This is a genomic window from Actinacidiphila polyblastidii (assembly GCF_036353415.1).
GTDB classification, from domain to species: domain Bacteria; phylum Actinomycetota; class Actinomycetes; order Streptomycetales; family Streptomycetaceae; genus Actinacidiphila; species Actinacidiphila polyblastidii.
In genome coordinates this window covers 1-767 of the sequence record NZ_JAZEWV010000086.1, presented here as the reverse complement: position 1 = coordinate 767, position 767 = coordinate 1, and the positions used below count along the sequence as shown (strand labels likewise).

Annotated in this window: 1 rRNA gene; it reads right to left on the bottom strand. The window is 58.7% G+C overall.

What is annotated here, in order from left to right:
- A 23S ribosomal RNA gene (locus V2S66_RS34330) occupies positions 1-748 on the bottom strand; the annotation flags it as partial.
- Positions 749-767 lie beyond the last annotated feature (19 nt).

Sequence of the window (767 nt, the reverse complement as noted above, 5' to 3'; positions counted from 1 at the left end):
TTCGGACTCGCTTTCGCTACGGCTCCCCCACACGGGTTAACCTCGCAACACACCGCAAACTCGCAGGCTCATTCTTCAAAAGGCACGCAGTCACGAGACGCCGAGCAAGCTCGACATCCGACGCTCCCACGGCTTGTAGGCACACGGTTTCAGGTACTATTTCACTCCGCTCCCGCGGTACTTTTCACCATTCCCTCACGGTACTATCCGCTATCGGTCACCAGGGAATATTTAGGCTTAACGGGTGGTCCCGCCAGATTCACACAGGATTTCTCGGGCCCTGTGCTACTTGGGTGGTCTCCAAGAGAGCCGCTGACATTTCGACTACGGGGGTCTTACCCTCTACGCCGGACCTTTCGCATGTCCTTCGTCTACATCAACGGTTTCTGACTCTCCGACCGGCCGGCAGACCGATCACGGAAACTCCCACAACCCCGCATGCGCAACCCCTGCCGGGTATCACACGCATACGGTTTGGCCTCATCCGGTTTCGCTCGCCACTACTCCCGGAATCACGGTTGTTTTCTCTTCCTGCGGGTACTGAGATGTTTCACTTCCCCGCGTTCCCTCCACATGCCCTATGTGTTCAGGCATGGGTGACAGCCCATGACGACTGCCGGGTTTCCCCATTCGGACACCCCCGGATCACAGCTCGGTTGACAGCTCCCCGGGGCCTATCGCGGCCTCCCACGTCCTTCATCGGTTCCTGGTGCCAAGGCATCCACCGTGCGCCCTTAAAAACTTGGCCACAGATGCTCGCGTCCACT